The organism is Bradyrhizobium liaoningense (genome assembly GCF_018130955.1).
GTDB lineage: Bacteria > Pseudomonadota > Alphaproteobacteria > Rhizobiales > Xanthobacteraceae > Bradyrhizobium > Bradyrhizobium liaoningense_C.
Genome location: NZ_JAFCJM010000047.1, coordinates 25,151 through 44,744 on the forward strand (window position 1 = coordinate 25,151; position 19,594 = coordinate 44,744).

Sequence of the window (19,594 nt, forward strand, 5' to 3'; positions counted from 1 at the left end):
GGTTCCTCGCCCGTAAAACACCGGTATTTGCGAAAACGGGTGATGCGACCGCATGGCCCGATTGCACAAATTCGGCGCAGCAAGCGGACATCCGATCGGAGCCGGCGGTTCATCGTAAAATATCATTGCCATTGAAGCGGTTATGACAGAACGAATGGCATCCGGGAGCGACGCTGCGAAAGTCAGAGCCATGAGCATCGAGATCGACATTTTGAACGGCAAGGCCTCGCGGTCGATCGCCGAGCCGCTGCTCAGCGCGGTTTGGCCGCGCCACGAGACCGAGAAGCTGCCGTGGGGCCATATCGAATGGGCCGAGCCCGATCTGCGCGTGCTGATCGAGGAAACCACGGGCGGGCTGGTCTGCCATGCCGGCATCTTCTTCCGCACCATCCTTTGGAACGGCCACAAGATGCATGTCGGAGGGATCGGCGCCGTCGCCACGCGCGCGGACTGCCGCAGTCGCGGCTATGCGACGCTGGCGCTGGAGGCCGCAACGCAGACCATGCGGGCCAACGAAGCCGCGCGGTTCGCGATCCTGTTCTGCCAGCCGCATAATTTCGCGTTCTACCAGGCGCGAAACTGGCACCGCTTCAGCGGCGAGGTCCACGCCGAACAGGCCGAGGGCCGCATTCGCTACGATTTCATGACGCCCTTCGTGTTCGATCTCGGTCGCGCGCCGCGTCAGGGCACCATCGACCTATGCGGCCTGCCGTGGTGAGCCCTGCGTGAACGACAGGATGGCAGCGCTGCCCCGACCCTATAATATGTCATTCATCATCTTATTTCCGCCGCGTGACATATGACCATCGACGCCCCCATTGACGCCGCCCCGGTCCGTGTCGCGGTCCCCTCCTCCATCAGCAACCTCCTGACCGCGCCGATCCTGCCGACGCTGCTGCGGCTCGCGATCCCCAACATGATCGCGATGGTCGGCTCTACGCTGGTCGCGATTTCCGAGACCTCCTATATCGGCCGACTCGGCACCATTCCGCTTGCCGCGATCGCACTGGTGTTTCCCTTCGCCATGCTGACGCAGATGATGAGCGCGGGCGCGATGGGCGGCGGCGTGTCTTCGGCGATCAGCCGTGCACTCGGCGCGGGCAACCGCGAGCGCGCCGCGACGCTGGCGCTGCATGCCGCCATCATCGGCCTATGCGGCGGGCTGTTCTTCACCGTGTTGATGCTGGCCTTCGGCCGGTCCTTCTTCACGCTGCTCGGCGGGCGCGAGCGCGTGCTGGAAGAGGCCAGCGCCTATTCCACCGTGCTGTTCTCCGGCGCGATCGCGATCTGGCTGGTCAACACGCTCGCCTCCGTGATCCGCGGCACCGGCGACATGCGGCTGCCCTCGATGACGCTGATCGGCGTCAGCCTGGTGCAGGTCGCGGTCGGCGGCACGCTCGGGCTCGGCCTGTTCGGCGTGACGCAATTCGGCATGCGCGGCGTTGCCGCCGGCCAGTTGATCGCCTTCACGTTAGGCGCGCTGTTCTTCATCTGGTACCTCGCCGCCGGCCGCAGCCGGCTGGCGCTGAATTTTGCTGCGTTCCGTTTCGAGCGCGGCATGTTCCTCGACATTCTCAAGGTCGGCGCGCTTGCGTGTCTCTCGCCGCTGCAGACCGTGCTCACCATCCTGATTTTCACAAAGGTGCTCGCGACCTTCGGCACCGAGACACTTGCCGGCTACGGCATCGGCTCGCGGCTGGAATTCTTGCTGATCCCGATCACCTTTGCGTTCGGCATCGCGTCCGTGCCGATGGTCGGCATGGCGATCGGCGCCGGCCAGGTGAAACGCGCGCGGCGTGTGGCCTGGACGGCCGCGGCGGCGTCCGGCATCACCGTCGGCCTGATCGGCCTCGTCGTCGCGCTCGATCCGGCGATCTGGGTCGCGCTGTTCACGCGCGATGCCGGCGTGTCCGCGGCCGCGCACGCCTATTTCCACTGGGCAGGTCCCGCCTTCATGTTCTTCGGCATGGGCGTGTCGCTTTATTTCTCCTCGCAAGGCGCGGCCCATGTCGGCGGCCCCGTGCTCGCCTCCACCGCGCGCCTCCTGATCGTCGCGATCGGCGGCATCTGGCTCGCCACAACAGGCGCGCCGGCCTGGACGCTGTTCGCGCTGGTCGGCGGCGCCATGGTGGTGTTCGGGCTCTCGACCGCGGCCTCCGTCGCCTTCGTGCGCTGGGGCAAGTGAGCGCGGTGCTACGTCGGACGCTGAAGCCCACCTCTCCCCAGCGGGGAGAGGTCGGATTGCGCCTGGCGATGCGAAGCATCGTCCAGTGCAATCCGGGTGAGGGGCCGCAGCATTCAGTGAGACCGTAACCCCTCACCCAGATCGCATCTGTCGATGCGATCCGACCTCTCCCTACGGGAGAGGTGAAACCAAGGCCACGTTTCTAGGATGAAATCAGGCCACCATCGCCTTCAGCGCGGTGGCCGCCGTCGCATAGCCGCCGCGTGCGCCGTCGATGAAATGGACGTGGTCGCTGCGCAGCGCCGACGGCGTGAAGCACGTCATCATCGCCGCGTCCTGCCGGTGCAACCCGTAGCGGACGATGCCGTTGGCGGCCGCCGCGGCGAGACGCTCGCTCAATCCGCGCTCGAGCTCCGGCGTGCAGTCGAGGATCATGCGCAAACCGTCGTCATACTTTCGGAAGTCCGAGTTCTCCACGACCTGCTGCACATAGGTCTTCGGCACGAAGCCGCCGACCTTGAGATCGAAGCGCACGATCACATAAGCGAACAGCGTGTAGGCCAGCACGCCGAGGCGGCGTTTGAGCAGCGAGCCGCCGCGCTGTGCGCGCGCCTCATAGTCGAGCCCCTGCGGCGGCCATTTCAGCGGCGGCCCCTGCGGCGGCACCGGCCGCCCCGCATCCGGGCTGCGTTCGACCAGCGTGAGGATGTCCTCGATCGCCTTGCGGAAGGAAGCCGGATCGGCGCCGCGCGCCGGCACCACCAGCACCGACAGGATCAGGCCGCGCGAGGCCGGAATCTCCTCGAAGCGGCAGGACAAGCCGGAGAGATCGGGCTGCGTGCCCGCAGGCGCCTCCGCGACCGCGAACTCGCCGCGCTTCATCGCGGCTTCCGCCCAGCCGAGGCCGCCGCCGGAGAACATCGCATAGGACAGATTCGCCGACGGGCCGAACCGCGCGACGCGGACGTCGAGACCCTGCGCGCGGATCGCGCTCACCGGCACCAGCGCGACGCGCATCTTGAGATCGAGATCCTCCCGCACCCAGGTCGCGGTTGCGGCCAGCGCCTCCCGGGCGCGCGCGAGATCGTCAGGGGCGACCGCAAAGCTTGCGCCGTCGCCGCCGAACACGAAGGGGAATTCCCGCCCCTCCAGCGCATTGGTGATCCCTGCGATGACGGCGGCGCCGGCCATGTTGACCGCCTTGTAGCGCTGCGCAGCGATCGCCTTGGTGGAATCGACGATGTCGGCAACCCCAATGGTCCAGTCGTCGGGCACGCGCGAATAGAGCGCGGGGTCCATCAGGCTGGCGAAGCCGCGGAACACGGGAATGCTGCCGTAGAAGCTGGATGCTGATGTCATCGTCCGGGCCGGATGGTCGCTCACCAATGCGAGGCAAGATACGGGACAAGATACGGGGAAGATCGTGATCGGGTTCGCCGATCATTGGCCGAAACCGCGCCGGACAACAAGATCGTGCCGCGTTGCATTGCCGCAGTCCCGTCATTGATCAACATCAAACCGCCGGCCCCCAATGCCGTCTACGAATAGAGGGCGTAAGAGAGTGGCGAAACGGGACAATCGGGGTGGCCGACTTCAGCGACAATGAGTCCAATCCGCCACTGCGCCGGCGCACGGGGCTGGACGCGGTGAGCGCAATCAAGATGTCGGAAGACCTGACCGCCGCCATCGATGCCTGGGCCGAGGCCCACCGGATGACGCGCTCGGATGCGATCGGCGCCCTCGTCGAGATCGGTCTCAGGGCCGCCCCCGTCACCCACGCGGTCAATCACCCCGTCCCTACAAAGTCCACCGAGATCGAGCAACTAGCGGTCAGGCAGATCGGCGAGATGCTCGATCCGGCGCTGCCGGCCGACGAGCGCGAGCGGCGCATCCGCCGCCTCACCGAGGGACCGCCGGAATTTTCAAGAGAGCGGATCGATCTGCCGAAGCACCGGGACTGAAGCCCGCGCACCCGATGCGGCGTCGCTAGTGCAGCTTCGTCTCTTCCTTGTCGCGCGCGGCCGGCGCGTGCATGTCGTGACAGCCGACCAGGCGGACAAATTGCTGCGGATACATTTCGTGGCCGTGGTCGCCGGAATTTTGATGCGACATCGGCACGCAATTAGTGGCGTCCTGCCGCGCTCGCGAGGACGCCACGGACGTCCGGCCCAGATTTGAAGCGGTCATGGACTGCTCCTCGTTAGTTAGGGCAGATCGATTGACGTACCGCCATCGATTGCGCGGCATCATAAGCACAAACCCGCCGAAAGGAAATTGAGTTCGCTCAACTCAATTGTGGCAGTGAAGGTTCCGGATCACGCGCGCTAGGCGGTATTCCCGGCATCGATCGTGAACACCGTGCCGGTGACGTTGCGACCGCCCTCGCCGAGCAGATATTCCACCATACGTGCGACGTCGTCGGTGTCAGGCAGACGGCGCAATGCGCTGCGGCCGGCGATGCGCTTGCGGCCTTCGTCCGACAGATTGTGCGTCAGCTCGGTGTCGATAAAGCCCGGCGCGATCGCGTTCACGGTGATGCCGACCTTGCCGACCTCGCGCGCCAGCGAGCGGGTGAAACCGGTCGCGGCCGCCTTGGTGGCACCATAGACCGACAGGCCGTTGTAGCCGGTGGAGGCGATGATCGAGGAGATGTTGATGATGCGGCCCTCACCGTCAGCCATCATCTGCCTCACGACGTATTTGGAGAGGATGATCGGCGACAGCACGTTGAGCTGCACCAGCGCCTCGATCTCCGAATTGTGCATGGTCGCGAGCAGGCCTTCGGTGCCGAGACCGGCATTGTTGACGAGGCCGTAAATCGGACCGAACTCGCCGCGCAGCAATTTTGCGAAGGCCGGGATCGCATCGATCACCGCAAGATCGCAGGTGCGGAAATGCAGACGGCCGTCTGCCTCGCGCTTCGCAGCCAGCAGCTCCTCGCTCTCGCGCCGCGCCGCCGCGATGACATTGAAGCCGGCGCCCGCGAGCCGCGTCGCGATCGCAAGGCCGATGCCGCGGCTGCCGCCGGTGACGAGAACGTTACGCATCTGATCGCGCCAGCTTTCCGGCCGGGGTGACGTCGAGCGCATCGACGAAGCGGATCACTGCCGGCACCTTGTGGGACGCGAGCTGCGCCCGGCATTGCGTGACGATCTGGTCGCGGATCTCCTTGGCACGTGCAGGATCGGTGCCGTCGGCCAGGATGACGTCGGCGACGACGATGCCGCCGGTGATCGGGCTCTTCCGCGATTTCGCGCGCGACATCCGCACGTCCGGATGGCGGTTGATGACCGCCTCGATCTCCTCGGGGTGAACCTTGAGACCGCCGATATTGATGATGCCGCCGCGACGTCCGACGAAGTAGTAACGCTCGCCGCGCAGCTCGACCATGTCGCCGCTATCGACAAAACCGTCGCTATCCGCGAGCGCGGTCGCATTGCGGCCGACATAGGCGTGCGCAATGCACTTGGACCGGATGCGCAGCGAGCCGTCGACGACCTTCATCTCGACGCCGTTGCGGTTCGCGCCGACGTAGTCGGCCGGAAAACCCTCCAGCCCGTCATTGACGGCAAAACCGACGCCGGCCTCGGTCGAGGCATAGGCGTGGCCGATCGAAGAGTCGGGAAAGGCCGCCTTCAAGCCGTCGAGCACCGCCTGGTCGGCGATCTCGCCGGAGAGACGGACATAGCGCGGCGCGAACTGCGCGGCCGCACCGCTCATGAGAAGCTTGCGCCAATGCGAGGGCGTTCCGGAAATATGCTTGACGCCGCACGCATTAAGCCGCGCGACATGATCGCCGAGCGCTTCATGCGGATCTGACAGCACCATCGATCCGCCGCTCAACACCGCGCGCAGAAAGATCTGGAGACCGCCATAGCGGCGAATGTCGTAGAACGTCGCCCATACCGGCGCAGGTCCCCGCGCGGGGCCCTCGGCGACGATGGCGCCCGTGAGGGCTTCGAGCGTGTGCGCCGCAATTTTTGGCACGCCCGAGGTGCCCGAGGTCAGCATCAGCCATTCGGTGGCGCGCTCGGTCCTGGCCGGCGCGCTTGCGATGGGCGGCAATTGCGCTGACACGATCAGCGCGATGGCCTTGTCGGCCCATGACGCGGGGTCGTCGGTGACGACGGCGTCGATCTCGGCATCCGCGATCAACGCGTCGAGATGCGCAGGATTGAGATCGGGCGGACACAGCAGCATGCGCCGTGCGACGCCGTCGAGCTCGATCATGGCGAGGCCCGACTTGAGCTGGTCAGACAGTTTGAGAAGCACAGAGCGGCCCGCCAGCTCACGCAGGCGGCCGCCCAAAACCGTATGCGACAGCACGTCCGTCAGCGACACCAGATGATGGGCGTCGGAGATGGTGCGGCCCTTGAGCTCCGGGCTCAGATAGTCGCGAAGCGCAAAGATCTCACGCGGGGACATTTTCGTAGGCCCGCACGAAATCCCCGATGGTCGAGGGGAACGCCGCGTCCTCGGAAATCGTGAAGGGGTCGGTACCGAGCTCGTCCTCGAGGCGTGCAACGAGGATGGCGAAGGCGAGCGAGTCGAAACCCGTCTCATGTAAGGACAGATCGTCCGTCAATGGGGGCAGCTTGACGTGCTGCTCCTGCGCGATCTGCTTGATGGCTTCAAGGATCTTTAACCTTACCGACATGGCCTGCTCGCTTCTTTTTTGTTACGGCGGAGCGTCGAGCCCCCGCCTCCCAATGTGCTTGAGTATTTGGCGCCTTGTTTACCCGACAGAAGTAAATGCCTTCTTGGACAATTCAGATAAAATCCGACCTATGTCCGATTTTTCGTAGGCTCACAGCCGAATCGAACCGTCCAGGATCGCCGCGTAATTCGCCTGATCCAGCGCGACATAGCCGCCCGATTTCGGGTCGGCGAAGAATATGGGATCGGCGACTTTATCCGGATCAAATCCGTCGCGCGCGAGCTCGCCCTTCTTCTGCTTGAACGTATCGGTCGCATCGAGCGCGCCGGCGATGCGGATGAAGAGTGGATGCGCATAGGCCGGCAGGCGTTTTGCAAGATGCGCGGCAAGACCCGAGAGATCAAAGCCCTCATTCACAACCAGCGCGCTCATGCCGGCACGGCCGTCGGTGCCGGGGATGCTGACGCCGTAGGTGGTGGCATCGATCACGCCGGCGAACTCGCGCACCGCGTCGTTCACCTCCGACGTTGCGACGTTCTCGCCCTTCCAGCGGAAAGTATCGCCGATGCGATCGACGAAATGGAAAAAGCCCTTGTCGTCGATCTGCATGAGGTCGCCGGTCCGGAACCAGGCATCGCCCTTGGCGAGCACATCGCGCAGGACCTTCTTTTCGGTCTCGCCGGCATCGGTATAGCCTTCGAAGCGGCCACCGCCCTCGTCGGCAACACCGATGCGGCCAATGGCTTCACCGACCTCGCCGCGCGCGCAGGTCACGCACAGCCCGTCCTCATCGCGCAGCGGTACGCCGGTGTCGGGATCGACCTTGACGATCGCCGCCGGGAAGCGGTGGGCGAGCAGCGGAGGAATGCGGCCGATCGCGCCCGGCTTGCCCTCGACGTTGAACAGCGAAAAATTGCCCTCGGTCGCGGCGTAGAATTCCAGCACGCGCGGAATGGCAAAGCGCTCCTGAAAATCCTCCCAGATGTCGCCGCGCAGGCCGTTGCCACAGGCCAGCCGCAGGCGATGGCGGTTCTCATATTCCGACGGCGGCGCCTTGAGGAGATAACGGCAGAGCTCGCCGATATACTGGAACAACGTGCAATCGAAGCGGACGATGTCGTTCCAAAAATTCGTCGCCGAGAACTTTGCCGCAATGACCACCGAGCCGCCGGCGGCCAGCATGCTGCAGGGGGCGACGATGCCGCCGACCGAATGGAACAGCGGCAGGCAGTCGTAGAGCCGGTCCTGCGGCGTGGCACCAGTGAGGCCGGCGAACCAAGAACCCCAGTTGAGAATGCGGCGGTGGCTGATGCTTGCGGCTTTCGGCAGGCCCGTGGTGCCTGACGTGTAGATCAGCAGCGCACGGTCGTTGATGGTGACATCGCCATGCTCCTCCGCCATGAGCGGATCATCGCTCAGAGCAGCGAGCGCGACGTCGATCGAGCGTTCGGCGCGGGCATCGCCATGCGTCCAGATTTTTGGCGACGATTTCAGATACGGCGATGCGCCGGCCAGCACATCCGCCAGATCATGCGCGACGAGGAGATGGGGAGGCCTTGCGACATCGATGCAATGCGCCAGCGATGGCCCCACCAGCTTTGTGTTCAGCAGCGCCACCACGCCGCCGACGCGGCTGATGCCGAGCCAGGCCGCGAGATAATCGGCGCCGTTCGGCATGATCAGGCCGACCGTGTCGCCCTTGGCGAGGCCGACCGAGCGCGCCCAGCGCGCATAGCGGTTGATGCGCCGCGCCAGCGTGTCGTAATCGATCGTGGCGTCGTCGGTGAGGAGCGCGGCGCGGTCCGGCTGGCGCCTGGCCCAATCGTCGACGACATCGGCAAACAGCCGGCCCGGCAGCGTCTCGATGCGCGCGGTGAGCTCGATCGCCTTCAGCCAGATCTTCGACGCGGAGGGTGCTTTGACGGCTTTGAACTGTTCTTGGGGCTGGTCGATGACGCCGGTGTTCATTTCCGTGTTCTTTCGGCAGGTCTCATCTGTCTTGCGGTAGCTATAGACCGCGAGCCCTGACCAGGCGTTAAGAGACACGGTAAAACACGGTTAGTCGCGCATGAACTGCAGCTATCCTTTACCAGCCAAAGGGAACGGCGTGCGGGCGGCCGAAATCAGTGGCCGCGATGGCCCCGGCATCCCCGCGCAACGGCAAAGCCGTTGTTGCTGGAGGCGCGCGCCGGGCGACGCAACGCGTCGCCCGCTGAGCCTTGGGATCACGGGGATAGACCGAGGCTCGCGCCGGCAGATCGCGGCGTGAGAAACGTAGACCAGCCCTAGTAAGCCGGCTTGTTGCGCTTGCGCGGCGGAGGCTGATCGCCCACATAGTAGGGATTGAGGTCGCATGTCGCGGGAAGGCCCGATGCGGTCGCCCGGCACTGGGGGAGCGAGGTGAACGAGCAATCGAAATAGTCCGCTCCGCCACGGAAGCCGCCGCCATAGCGATGCATGCAAACCGGATACCACGGATCGTACTTCTGGGCATCGGCGGGCGAGGCCGCGAGCCACATGCCGATCGCCAAGATGATCCCGAATGATGTGCGCATGGTCTTCCCTCCCGCAACGGCGCGGCGCAACAGCCGCGCGGAACCCATATCAGACTGACACGCCGATACAACTGTCCCTGACGCGGGTCGTCGCACGGCTTATGCCACGCCTTCGACGAAGGAATGAAGCCGCGCGGCCGCATATGTGCTCCGATCCTCTCTCGTGGCCACCTCTCTTATGCTATGATTCCGAATCATCGCGAAGCACCTTGGCACACTGCCGCACATTTCCCCCGCACATGGATCGATGGCCATGCTTGCGACGATACTCTTGTTGCTGGTGTTCGGACTGATTCCCTGCGCCATCATCATTGCGATCTACGAGCGCGCGGCGCACCGGACGTTGCGGCGAAAGCTGTGACACCGACTTGATCTCCGGAGGCCACACCGGAACGGCTTTCCACGACCGCATTTCCCTGACCTGCTATATCCCGTTCCGCGGGCTCGCCGGCCCGGCACCAGGCGCCGTGCCCGTTCAAGAAACAAGAAAACCGCTTCACATTTTGCGCTAACGCGGCCTTCGGGTCCGGATCATGCTCTAGCACGGCAGCAGGCTAGTCTTGTGGGCGTAGTTGAGCATGGCAAATTCGATGCCGGGACCGCCCTCGACGACCATGCTGTCTTTGATCTGGTGGAACTCGAGCCCACCGTCGAGCGCATAGAGCTCGTCGGTCAGCGCCGAGAGGCGCTCGCCCCAATCCTTCTTGTCGTCACCATGGAAGTAGGTCTCGCGTCGGCGCTGGGTGTCGCGGACATAGGGCTTGGCGAACATGTCGAGGCCGCGCTGCAGAATCGCCGCCTGCGCGGTCATGCCGAGCTCGATCATGGCATCACGCACCTCGGGCGCGAGCGCGCCTTCCGAATTGTAGAAGAACTGATGCACGCCGCCGTTCATGAATTCGTCGTTGAAGGCGGACATGACCAGCATGGTGCGCTGCGGCCTGGTGAACGAGGCGAGGCGCTTCTCGATCTCCGGATAGGGTCGCCACAGCGAGACCATGTCCTTCCAGAGCGCAGACGTCAGGATGCGCAGACGATCGGGCTCGTTGAGATGGGCGCGCTCGCTCTCGATGCGCTGCCACAGTGCGGGCTTGCTCTCGACGAAGGCGGTGATGCGTTTTGCCAAAGCCACCTTGCTGCCAAATTCGCGCGCGAGCGCCATCATGCGGTAGTCAAAGGCGTTGAGCGGCGCAGGCATGGAGGTGACGGCGTCGATCTGCGTGGACGGCCGGCTCCAGCCGTAGAAATTCCAGCGCGTGTCCCGGTCGAGCGGGTAATCCTTGCCGAACAGCGCCATGGCACGGGTAAAGACGTCGTGCTCACGGGTCATGCCCGCCGCCTCTAGGGCGTCGCGGACCAGGGGCGCGGCGTCACCGGCCTCACCGCCGAGGAAAGTGTGCAGCCCGTCGCGGCCGAAATAGTACCACAGCATATAGAGTGTCGCGAGGTTGCGGGCGTCCTCGTCGAGCGGGGCAATCAGCTTTGCAAATCCTTCGCGGCCATCAATGATGACGCGCAAGCCGGCGTGGAGATTGACGTGCTCAATCAGGCTCCAGAACGGCACCTCGCTCAGTGCACCGATCTCGCGCTCCGTCGGAGACGCCCGCAAGCGGCAGCCATTGTTGGCGGCATCGGGCTCGTGCGGAATGGGAATCCGCGTCTCGAGGATGTTGCGCGGCGACTTTGGCACGTCCGGCTTGGTGCCGTCGTCGGAGGCCGCATGCGCGGATGCGGACAGAGCGAGACCGAAGGCGAGCGAAAGGATGCGACGAAACGGACGTGACGGGATGAACTGCATCCCCGTTCGTCGGGCGCAGCAATGACAGGGTTCAACGTGGGCGCGCGTCTTGCCCAATCCCCGTCATTGCAAACGCTCGCGACTGGCTAACCGAGGCCCTGCAGCACCAGCCGGTTCAGCCGCGCCGCGAAGGCGGCCGGATCCTCCGGCAGCTCGCCGTCGAGGATCTGCGCCTGTTCGAGCAGGAGCAGGCTGAGGTCGTCGACCGTCGTCGAGCCGGCCGGTGCCTTCGCGATCGCGGTGACGAGCGGATGGCGCAAATTGATCTCGAGGATCGGTTTTGAGCGCTGGCCGCGGTTCTGCTGCGCCAAAATGCGCTCGAGCTCGCGGCTCGGCCCCTGGCTGTCGGCAACGAGGCAGGAGGCGGAGCTGGTGAGCCGCGTCGAGGCCTTGACGTCGCTGACGCGCTCGCCGAGCGAGCCCTTGATGACGGCGATGGTCGCGGCCTCGTCGGCGGCCGGCTCGTCCTTCTTCTCCTCGTCGACGCGCGGGATCAAATCGAGATTGAGGTCGCCCTGGCTCAGCGACTTCAGCGGCTTGCCCTCGAACTCCGACGGCATCGAGGTCCAGAAGGCGTCGACGGGATCGGTGAGCAGCAGCACCTCGATGCCGCGCGCGGTCGCCGCCTCCAGGCGCGGATTCGATTTCAACCGCTCGATGCTGTCGCCGACGAGATAGTAGATCTCGGTCTGGTTCGGCTTGAAATCGGCAACGACGTCCTTCAACGAACGCTTCTCGCCCGTCGTGGTGGCGAAGCGCGACAGCGACAGGAGTTTTTCGCGGCGCTCGAAATCCTCGTAGATGCCTTCCTTTATGACGGCGCCGAATGCGTCCCAGATTTTTGCAAAATTCTCGGCGTCCTTGTCGGCGAGGCTTTCGAGCTCGCTGACGACGCGGGTGGTCACGGCTTTGCGGATCTGCGCGAGCTGCGGATTGTTCTGCAGCATCTCGCGCGAAATGTTGAGCGGCAGGTCCTCGCTGTCGACCACGCCGCGGACGAAGCGGAGATAGCCGGGCAAGAGATCGGCGTCATCGGTGATGAAAACGCGGCGGACGTAGAGCTTCACGCGGCCCTTGCGCGACGGCTCGAACAAATCGAACGGCTTCGTCGACGGCGCAAACAGCAGCACCGCATAGGAGTAGCGGCCCTCGGCACGGTAATGCAGCGTCATTGCGGGATCGTCGAAGGCGGTCGCGATCTGCTTGTAGGCCTGCTTGTAATCGTCCGCCGTGAGCTCCGATTTCGAGCGCTGCCACAACGCGCTCGCCGAATTGATCTGGCGCGCCTCGCCCTCCTCCGGCACGAGTTCGATCGGAAACAGGATGTTGTCGGAATAGGCGCCGACGATGCGCTCGATCTCGTAAGCCTCGAGATATTTTTTCGCGTCGTCCTTCAAATGCAGCACGATCTCGGTGCCGCGGGTGACGCGGCTCGCATCTTCCTCGCCAGCGCGCGCGATCTCAAATCCGGAGCCGCCGGAGGACGTCCAGGTCCAGACGTCGCTTTCGCCGGCGCGGCGGCTGATCACCGCGATCCTGTCGGCGACCATGAAGGCGGAGTAGAAGCCGACACCAAACTGGCCGATCAGGCCGAGGCCGTCCTTGGCCTCCTTCAGCTTGGCCACGAAGGCTTTTGTGCCGGAACGGGCGATGGTGCCGAGATGGTCGATCAGCTCCTGGCGCTCCATGCCAATACCGTTGTCGGCGACGGTCAGCGTTCCCGCCGGCTTGTTCGGGATGATGCGGATCTTTGGTGCCTCGCCCTCGCCCAGCAGCGCCGGATTGGCGATCGCCTCGTAGCGGAGCTTGTCGCAGGCGTCCGACGCGTTGGAGATCAGCTCGCGCAGGAAGATGTCGGTCTCCGAATAGACGGAGTGCACCATCAGGTGCAGAAGCTCGGACACCTCGGCCTGGAAGGGCTGCGTATGCACAGCCGTATCTGACGTCGTCATGCGTATACCCGGTGAAATCCATCAGGGGAAAACCGGGATATAGCGCAGGAGAGCCAGGGATCAAGAGGTTGTGATCGCCTCCGATGCCTCTTCCGCGACGTTAACTACCTCCGGGCGGCTCGAATCAGTCGAGGCGCTGACGAAAGGGGCAATGCCACTTCACGGAAACGCTACTCGGAAGAGACGGTTCTTGCCGCTAAAAGCGGCGCCCCTGCGATTCCAATCCCCGTACTTGATCCCCATACTTAAGCAATGAATTCCACCGCCAAGGCGAACCTCGCCGCATTCAGTCATGATGCGCGACTCTATCTGACGCTCGGCATCGCCAACTGGTCGATCTTCATCGACCATGTCCCGAACAACGTGGTGAACCTGCTGACGCTGCGGAATTTCGGCTTCAGCGGCGCGGCCGACCTGTTCGTGTTCGTGGTGGGCTATGGGGTGGCGATCATCCACGGCAAGATGGTGCTGGAGCGCGGCTTCATGGTCGCGGCGACGCGCATCTTCCGCCGGGTCTGGCGGCTCTATGCGGCCTATGTGGTGCTGTTCGTGATCTATATCGACACGATCGCCTACGTCGCCTCGCGATCGATGGCACCGGAGATCATCCACGAATACAACATCTCGGGGATCCTCGAACATCCCCTGCGCATCCTGGTGCGCGGGCTGGTGCTGCAGGAGGAGCCGCTGAATCTCGACCTCCTGCAACTGATGATCCCGCTGATGGCGTTCTTCCCACTCGTCCTGTGGGGCCTGATGCGGCGGCCGAACCTGACGCTGCTCGCCTCCGTCGCGCTCTATGCCGCCGCGCGATACTTCGGCTGGAGTTTCCGCATCTATCCCGACGGCGAATGGACCTTCAATCCATTCTGCTGGCAGTTGCTGATGGTGCTGGGCGGCTGGTTCGCGGTGTCAGGCACGTCCAGCCGCGCGCTGCATGGCATGGCGTGGCTGCGGGCGCTGGCAGGCGCTTATCTCGTGTTTGCGATGGCGATCACGCTGGCGCGGAACTGGCCGCCACTGGCCGCCTACGTGCCGGACGTCGTCCTTAACGTGTTCACGCCCGACAAGGAAAACCTCGCGCCCTATCGCGTGCTGCATTTCCTCGCGCTGGCCTATCTCGCGACCTTTCTGGTGCCGGCCGACCATCCGGCCTTGCAGTGGCGGTTGCTCCAGATCGTCATCAGATGCGGCGAGGAATGGCTCGCGGTGTTCTGCATCGGCGTATTCCTGTCCTTTGCCGCACATCTGATCCTGATCACCGGCCCCAATCTGGTCGCCATGCAGATCGCGGTCAGCCTGCTCGGCTTCGCCGGGCTGGCGGCGGTGGCCTATTACGTCTCCTGGTCGAAGTGGCAGGATCTGCCCGCCGCCGCGCGGCAGCGGGCGTAGCACCTCGCATCTGCGGCGCGGGGCCTCTGGCGTCGCGAGCCGACAGCCACGGCTGCGACGGGAGGTTGCTTCGCGCTATTCGACAGTGCCGGTGGCGACCCGCGCCAGCCAGCGGCGTATGGTTTGCGTCTCGTTCTCGGCGAGGCCGCGGGTGAGAGAATCCTCGAGATCATGGACCAGCGCGCGGCATTTCCTGAGCAGGGCATGTCCGCTTTCAGTCAATTCCAGATGTTGGATACGGCCATGGACCGCATGCGCGTGTCGGCTGACCGCCCCTGTCCGCTCCAGATTCGCGACGATCACGGTCACGGTTTGCGGCGTCAGCAGCGCGAGGCGGGCCAGATCCGCGTTCGAATGACCAGGATATGCGGCAAGCATCGTCATGACCGAGAACTGGGGCGGCGTCACCTCGACTTCGGCCAACGTCCTTTCCATCCGCAGGCGGTGAGCACCGGCGGCCTGTCGCAGAAGATAGCCGACGTGGCCCTCCTCACCTCGTTTGCCCTCTCCGACCCTCGGCAATCCGGGCGCGACACGTGACTTGCGCATAATGTTCGAACTCTGATATGTTATTCGAGCTCGAATATTAACGCGGTGAGAAACCGGGGTCCAGCCCCGGCATCGGACAGGCATGTCTTTGCCTCTTCCGATCTCCCCAGATGGAGAATGACATGACGGATGTTGCGCCAGCCGAGAGCCTATCTGTGCGCGGAGGTCCCGTGATCTCGGCAAGGATGGCCGCCATCCTCCCTCCCTTCCTCGCGCTGCTCTACCCCCTGGCGGTATGGGGCCTGTTCGCATCCGCGTCGCTGATGCGCGAAGCGGAAGGCACGACCAAGATCGCTGCGCTCTACGGCGCCACAGCCTCGCTGCTCTGCGCCGCGATCCCTTCGCTCGTCAGCTTTGCGATGCTGGTCGGACATAACGGTCGCGAAGGGTATTCCGGCACGCGCTGGATCACCCTGCTGGCCTTCGCCGCCCCGGCCCTGTTCACCGTCGAGCGCGTCATTGCAGCGGGGTTCCGCTGGACGTTCGACGATCGCCTGGTCTGGATCGTGGTCTGGGTCGCACTGACGGCAATTGCCGCCGCGGGTCGCGAGCGCAAGGCCCGCCTGCAACCGGCGTGGACCGGCCGGTTGCGGTTCGCCCACGGAGTTTCGGCGGCGGTCATTCTGGCGCTGTTCCTGATTGCGCATCTCGGAAATCACTTCATCGGCCTCTTGGGAACGGACCTTCATATCCAGGTCATGGAAATGCTGCGCGTCTGGTATCGCTCCGGCATCGTGGAGCCCGTGATCGTGGCGCTGTTCCTGTTTCAGGTCGCCAGCGGTGTCTGGCTGGCATCGATTCGCCAATATGCCCCCAACGATCCCTTCCGCATGCTCCAGGTCGCGACCGGCGTCGGAGTCGCGGCGTTCCTCTCGGCGCACATGCTCGTGATCTTCATCGTCGCGCGCTGGGGCGTCGGCATCGACACCAACTGGGTTTTTGCGACCGGGTTCAAGGTCGGCCTGCTTGGCAACCTCTCCAACGCCCGCCAGGTGCCCTACTATTTGTTCGCAACATTCGTAACGATCGCGCACCTTGCCTGCGGTCTCAGAGTTGTGCTTCTCGCGCATAGCTGGCGCATCGCGATCACCAACAGAATTGCCGTCGGGATCATCGTCAGCGGTGGCGTGTTCGCAATCGCAACGGTCGCGGGAATGCTGGGGCTTCGTCTTGGCTGATCATCTCCGCCAGCGACGCAAATGCTGACGACTCCAGGCCTGCTCCAGAGCCATTGTCCGAGATCACCTGACGGGATATCGCGCAATTCGGGCCGCGCCTCAGGCGATCGCGGCCAGATAACGCGCGACAGACGCCGCGAACGCGGCCTTGGCGCCACCTTCGATATTGCGGCCCCACCACGCGCCGTAGATGCGATCGAAGGCGAACGGCGCGACGCTGTCCGCGATGCGGCGCACCGCGGCCGCATTCAGCGGCGTGTAGTTCGGATAGGAGTACATGAAGCTGACGAAGCGGCGGTCCATCGTCACCTGCGCGATGTCGCCGGTGAGCAGCGCGCCCTTGCCGTCGGCGCCGCGCGCCCAATGCAGCATGGTCGCGCCTGCGAAATGGCCGCCGCTGCGGACGAGGACGATATCGTCGGAGATGCGCCTGATGTCGCCGGTCCAATGCACGATCGCCGGATGCGGCCGCGTCACCCATTGGCGATCGTCAGCGTGAAGATAGACCGGCGCGCCGCCAAAAGCGTCGCTCCAGTCGGCGAGCGCGCCATAGTAATGCGGGTGCGAGATCGCGATCGCCTTCAGCCCGCCCAGGGATTTGACATGAGCGATTGCCTCGGCCGTTGCCAGCGGAACGCAGTCCCACATCACGCAGCCGCCGGCATCGGGCACGAGCAGCGCGCGCTGGCCGATCGCAAAACCCGGCTCGAGCGCCAGCCCGGTGAGGCCAAGATCGTCGCGCCAGACGAGGCGACAGCGATCCGCGAGCGCCTCGCGCGTGAGGAAGGTCTGGCCCTTCCAGTTCACATATTGGCGCTCGTCCTCGCAGATCGGGCACGCGGAGGGCGGCCTGTCGCCGGCAGGAAATTGCGCGCCGCAGGTTTCGCAAGTCCAGAGGGGCATGCGTGGTGCTCCAGTGCTTTCAGCCCTGCTCCAGGGCAGCCTTGCACGAGATGGCAGCAAGACGGTCCGACCGCAAGAGTCGCCACAAGAGTCTTGAACAAGGGTCTTGGAACCAACGTGACCAGCATCGGTTACGTTCTCACCACGGAGAACACCGGTCACTCCCTCCGGCCACCGGACCACGCCTGACGTTCGATGACATCGCGTTCCCGCTCACCCCGTCTCTGGCCCCTCCTCGCGCTCAACTTCTTCATGGCCGACATGCAGTCGGGCATCGGGCCGTTCGTCGGCGTCTTCCTGCAATCGCACGGATGGGCCAGTGGAATGATTGGCACCGCGATGACGATCGGCAATGTCGCGGGCATGCTGATGACGACGCCGATCGGCGGCTTCATCGACGCCAGCCGCAACAAGCGCATGTGGGTGGTCATTCCCGGTATCTGCGTCGTCGCCGCCTCCGCGATCATCCTGATCTCGCAGAATTTCTGGGCGGTGACGGCTTCGCAGATCGCGCAATCGCTCGCCAGTGCCGCGATCGTGCCGGCGGTGACGGGCATCACGCTCGGCATGGTCAAGCAGAAAGGTTTCAACCAGCAGAACGGCCGCAATCAGGCGTTCAACCACGCCGGCAACATGGTCGGCGCGGCGCTGTCGGGTTATCTCGGCTGGACCTACGGCTACGTCGCAGTGTTCGTGCTGGCGGCGGTCTTCGGCGCCATCGCAATCGCCTGCGTGCTGATGATCCCGGTCGGCGCGATCGACGATCGCGTCGCGCGCGGGAGCAAGGAAGACGACTCGAAGGCGCCGCCGGACGCGATGAAAATGCTGCTCAAGCACAAGCCGCTGCTGGTGCTGGCGCTTGCGCTCGCGATCTTCCACCTCGGCAATGCCGCCATCGTGCCGCTCTACGGCCTTGCGGCCGTCGCCGACGGGCAGGCCAACGGGCCGAGCTTCGTCGCAACGACCGTCGTCATCGCACAAGGCGTGATGGTCGTAACGTCGCTGATCGCCATGAAGGTTGCCAGCAAGCGCAACTACTGGCCGGTGATCCTCGCTTCCTTCATGTTCCTGCCCATCCGCGGCGTGCTCGCCTTCTTCCTCACGGGCTGGTGGGGTGTCGTCCCCGTGCAGGTGCTGGACGGCATCGGCACGGGACTACAGACCGTCGCCGTGCCCGGCATGGTCGCACGCTCGCTCAACGGCACAGGCCGCATCAATCTCGGCCAGGGCGCGGTCATCACCGTGCAGGGCGTCGGCGCCAGCTTGAGTCCCGCGCTCGGCGGTTGGATCGCCGAATGGATCGGCTACGGTCCGACCTTCCTGCTGCTCGGCGGCTTTGGCATCGCCTCGATCGCGCTATGGCTCGCATTTGGCGCGGCCGTCAAGAAGTACTGAGAGCCCAGGCTCGGCCTCACGGCGCAAATCGCCGGTTCAATCCGACCCTGAACGTGTGCAGCTCGATATCCCCTCCCGCCAGGCTCGTGCCGGGAATCGAGAGCGACACGTTACGACCGAGATTGAGGTAGAGATATTCGCCCTTGACCGACCATTGCGGTGCGAACGCCCACTCGCCGCCCGCGCCGGCTGCGTATCCGATGTTGAAGCCGCTCGTGGCGGCGTGTCCGTCCAGGGCTGCCGGCAGTCCGGCGATCGGGAAATTGTTGGTCAGGCGCACATGGCTGCTGTCGAGGCTCGCCTTGACATGAGCCCAGGCGAGGCCGCCCGTCGCGTAGAGCAGCCAGCCATTGCCGCCATAGCCGAGGCGACCGCGCAGCGTGCCGAAATAGTCGATCTCCTGGTTGACCGTGACCTGGCCGGCATAATTGTCGAAGTCGCCGACGAGGAAGACGGGCCGCAGCGCATACGCACCTGTGGCGGATCCACGAATTCCTGATGCGCTGATGTCGGCCTCGATGCCCGCGACCGTATGTCCGGATTGCCAGTTGTAGCCGGCCTGCACGCCACCCAGCCAACCCGATTGCCCGACACCGAGCGTGAACGGCGGAGACGTCGTTGACGTGGCCGGATTGATGCCGGGCACTGCCGGAAACAGCGCCAGAAGTGCGCTCGGATCCACCGTCGCGCTGTTGCCGTTGCCGGTGCCATATCCGGCGTGAACACCTGCGTAGAAGCCGGTCCAGTCGAACATCGGCGTAGGCGGGACGGCCTTGTAGGCGAGATCCGCGGCCATCGCGCCGCCTGCGGCATGCCCTCCGAAGATGAGCGACACGACAATTGCAATCCGATATTTCGCCCGGCCCGACATCAAAACATTCCTCTTCATCCTCACGTCGGCAGACGATAGGGCGAGGGCGGCCACCGATCTTGGCGCTTGACGAAAGACGAGATGGACTGACGTGAAGGCGCGTCACATTCGCGGTCACCTGTTGCGAACCGAGCACACCGGCCTGCGGCACCTCGTCAC

At 64.6% G+C, this 19,594-nt stretch carries 18 protein-coding genes; 6 read left to right on the forward strand and 12 right to left on the reverse strand.

Going from position 1 to position 19,594, the window contains the following annotated elements; all coding sequences use genetic code 11:
* Positions 1 to 190: 190 nt before the first annotated feature.
* Both JQ632_RS28850 and JQ632_RS28855 read left to right on the forward strand, forming a co-directional pair.
* On the forward strand, positions 191 to 718 hold the full coding sequence (locus JQ632_RS28850) for a GNAT family N-acetyltransferase (RefSeq protein ID WP_212406033.1): 528 nt from the start codon (positions 191 to 193) through the stop codon (positions 716 to 718).
* Between the two features lie 81 nt (positions 719 to 799).
* Positions 800 to 2,185 (forward strand): MATE family efflux transporter, encoded by a 1,386-nt coding sequence (locus tag JQ632_RS28855; protein ID WP_212406034.1) that lies wholly within the window; start codon positions 800 to 802, stop codon positions 2,183 to 2,185.
* Positions 2,186 to 2,398: 213 nt separating this feature from the next.
* Here JQ632_RS28855 and JQ632_RS28860 read toward each other — a convergent pair whose 3' ends face one another.
* A complete protein-coding gene (locus JQ632_RS28860; RefSeq protein WP_212406035.1) occupies positions 2,399 to 3,544 on the reverse strand; it encodes a DUF3095 domain-containing protein in 1,146 nt (381 codons plus the stop codon).
* A gap of 224 nt (positions 3,545 to 3,768) precedes the next feature.
* Between JQ632_RS28860 and JQ632_RS28865 the strand changes: the two genes are divergently transcribed.
* Entirely contained in the window at positions 3,769 to 4,146 is a 378-nt protein-coding gene (locus tag JQ632_RS28865; RefSeq protein ID WP_312015673.1) for a hypothetical protein, read from the forward strand.
* A gap of 25 nt (positions 4,147 to 4,171) precedes the next feature.
* On the opposite strand, the gene JQ632_RS28870 is transcribed toward JQ632_RS28865, so the two are convergent.
* The 8 genes from JQ632_RS28870 to htpG all read right to left on the reverse strand — a co-directional run bounded on the left by JQ632_RS28870 (position 4,172) and on the right by htpG (position 13,147).
* Positions 4,172 to 4,372, reverse strand: a complete 201-nt coding sequence (locus tag JQ632_RS28870; RefSeq protein ID WP_212406036.1) for a hypothetical protein — start codon at positions 4,370 to 4,372, stop codon at positions 4,172 to 4,174.
* 137 nt (positions 4,373 to 4,509) lie between these two features.
* On the reverse strand, positions 4,510 to 5,232 hold the full coding sequence (locus JQ632_RS28875) for an SDR family NAD(P)-dependent oxidoreductase (RefSeq protein ID WP_212406037.1): 723 nt from the start codon (positions 5,230 to 5,232) through the stop codon (positions 4,510 to 4,512).
* The gene (locus JQ632_RS28880; protein ID WP_212406038.1) at positions 5,225 to 6,610 is read right to left on the reverse strand and encodes a class I adenylate-forming enzyme family protein; all 1,386 of its coding nucleotides are present in this window, start codon (positions 6,608 to 6,610) and stop codon (positions 5,225 to 5,227) included. The genes JQ632_RS28875 and JQ632_RS28880 overlap by 8 nt, the downstream gene beginning before the upstream one ends.
* A complete protein-coding gene (locus tag JQ632_RS28885; protein WP_140978008.1) occupies positions 6,597 to 6,842 on the reverse strand; it encodes an acyl carrier protein in 246 nt (81 codons plus the stop codon). The genes JQ632_RS28880 and JQ632_RS28885 overlap by 14 nt, the downstream gene beginning before the upstream one ends.
* A 150-nt stretch (positions 6,843 to 6,992) precedes the next feature.
* Positions 6,993 to 8,810, reverse strand: a complete 1,818-nt coding sequence (locus JQ632_RS28890) for a long-chain-acyl-CoA synthetase (RefSeq protein ID WP_212406039.1) — start codon at positions 8,808 to 8,810, stop codon at positions 6,993 to 6,995.
* Between the two features lie 317 nt (positions 8,811 to 9,127).
* On the reverse strand, positions 9,128 to 9,397 hold the full coding sequence (locus tag JQ632_RS28895; RefSeq protein WP_212406040.1) for a DUF3551 domain-containing protein: 270 nt from the start codon (positions 9,395 to 9,397) through the stop codon (positions 9,128 to 9,130).
* A 538-nt stretch (positions 9,398 to 9,935) separates the two neighbouring features.
* Positions 9,936 to 11,195: a DUF4375 domain-containing protein gene (locus JQ632_RS28900; RefSeq protein WP_212406041.1), complete on the reverse strand. Its 1,260-nt coding sequence runs from the start codon at positions 11,193 to 11,195 to the stop codon at positions 9,936 to 9,938.
* 86 nt (positions 11,196 to 11,281) lie between these two features.
* Positions 11,282 to 13,147 carry a molecular chaperone HtpG gene (gene htpG / locus JQ632_RS28905; protein ID WP_212406042.1) on the reverse strand — a complete coding sequence of 622 codons (1,866 nt, stop codon included), beginning with the start codon at positions 13,145 to 13,147 and terminating at the stop codon, positions 11,282 to 11,284.
* 252 nt (positions 13,148 to 13,399) lie between these two features.
* Between htpG and JQ632_RS28910 the strand changes: the two genes are divergently transcribed.
* Positions 13,400 to 14,539 carry an OpgC domain-containing protein gene (locus JQ632_RS28910; RefSeq protein ID WP_212406043.1) on the forward strand — a complete coding sequence of 380 codons (1,140 nt, stop codon included), beginning with the start codon at positions 13,400 to 13,402 and terminating at the stop codon, positions 14,537 to 14,539.
* Between the two features lie 75 nt (positions 14,540 to 14,614).
* Here JQ632_RS28910 and JQ632_RS28915 read toward each other — a convergent pair whose 3' ends face one another.
* Complete coding sequence (locus JQ632_RS28915) at positions 14,615 to 14,962, reverse strand: MarR family transcriptional regulator (RefSeq protein WP_312015674.1); 348 nt, start codon at positions 14,960 to 14,962, stop codon at positions 14,615 to 14,617.
* 248 nt (positions 14,963 to 15,210) lie between these two features.
* Here JQ632_RS28915 and JQ632_RS28920 point away from each other — a divergent pair, with 248 nt between their 5' ends.
* Entirely contained in the window at positions 15,211 to 16,266 is a 1,056-nt protein-coding gene (locus JQ632_RS28920; protein WP_212406045.1) for a hypothetical protein, read from the forward strand.
* Positions 16,267 to 16,365: 99 nt separating this feature from the next.
* Here JQ632_RS28920 and JQ632_RS28925 read toward each other — a convergent pair whose 3' ends face one another.
* Positions 16,366 to 17,169 carry an MBL fold metallo-hydrolase gene (locus tag JQ632_RS28925; protein ID WP_212406046.1) on the reverse strand — a complete coding sequence of 268 codons (804 nt, stop codon included), beginning with the start codon at positions 17,167 to 17,169 and terminating at the stop codon, positions 16,366 to 16,368.
* 195 nt (positions 17,170 to 17,364) lie between these two features.
* On the opposite strand from JQ632_RS28925, the gene JQ632_RS28930 reads away from it, so the two are divergent.
* Entirely contained in the window at positions 17,365 to 18,564 is a 1,200-nt protein-coding gene (locus tag JQ632_RS28930) for an MFS transporter (RefSeq protein WP_212406047.1), read from the forward strand.
* Positions 18,565 to 18,580: 16 nt separating this feature from the next.
* Here JQ632_RS28930 and JQ632_RS28935 read toward each other — a convergent pair whose 3' ends face one another.
* On the reverse strand, positions 18,581 to 19,435 hold the full coding sequence (locus JQ632_RS28935) for an outer membrane protein (protein ID WP_212406048.1): 855 nt from the start codon (positions 19,433 to 19,435) through the stop codon (positions 18,581 to 18,583).
* Between the last annotated feature and the right edge of the window lie 159 nt (positions 19,436 to 19,594).